At 64.6% G+C, this 611-nt stretch carries 2 pseudogenes; one reads left to right on the top strand and one right to left on the bottom strand.

Annotation, left to right across the window (positions count from 1 at the left end):
* Positions 1–196 (top strand): annotated as a pseudogene (locus MKL11_RS00045) (Tellurite resistance protein TerB); the annotation flags it as partial.
* Between the two features lie 171 nt (positions 197–367).
* On the opposite strand, the pseudogene MKL11_RS00040 reads toward MKL11_RS00045, so the two are convergent.
* Positions 368–611, bottom strand: a pseudogene (locus MKL11_RS00040) (methyl-accepting chemotaxis protein); the annotation flags it as partial.

Raw genomic sequence — 611 nt, 5'->3', positions numbered from 1 at the left:
CGCCGCGATCGCCGGCCGTCCGATAGAGCAGCGGCAGGACGCGTTCTTGGTTGCTGTCGATGTCGCCGATCATGAGGGCATCAGCGAGATCGAGGACAAGGCGCTGACCGAGATCGCCACCGCTCTTATCGTCAACAAGTCTGAACTGATGCAGACCGCAGTGGCTCGGTTCACGCCAAGTCAGTCGACTGCATAGGTTCTACACCCCCGACGAGCGTTCGTTGCCCTCTGTCCCCGATTTGAGCTGTCGTCGGGCACAAGAGGCTGGCGAAGGCCTAAAAATGTAGAAAGGGCTACCTCTTCCCTAGGTGGAGCAAGCAGCCCCTTCGCTGAACTGGACCGGTGTGACCCTGAGAACCTGAACGCCTCAAGCGGCGCGCACGGTGGCGAGGAAGCGTCCAACCTCGGCCGCGAGGTGCTCGGACTGGCGCGACAGCTCAGAGGCCGCCCCGAGCACCTGGCTCGCGGCCGCACCCGTCTCCTCGGCTGCGCCAGCCACGCCTGAGATGTTGCTGGTCACCTCACCGGTGCCCATCGCAGCCTGGCTGACGTTACGCACGATCTCCTGGGTGGCCGCGCCCTGCTGCTCGACGGCAGCCGCGATCGACGTC

Origin of the sequence: Methylobacterium sp. J-077, from assembly GCF_022829365.1 — a bacterium.
GTDB lineage: Bacteria > Pseudomonadota > Alphaproteobacteria > Rhizobiales > Beijerinckiaceae > Methylobacterium.
Note: the sequence above shows the minus strand (reverse complement) of the source record. Positions and strands in the feature narration are given on the sequence as shown.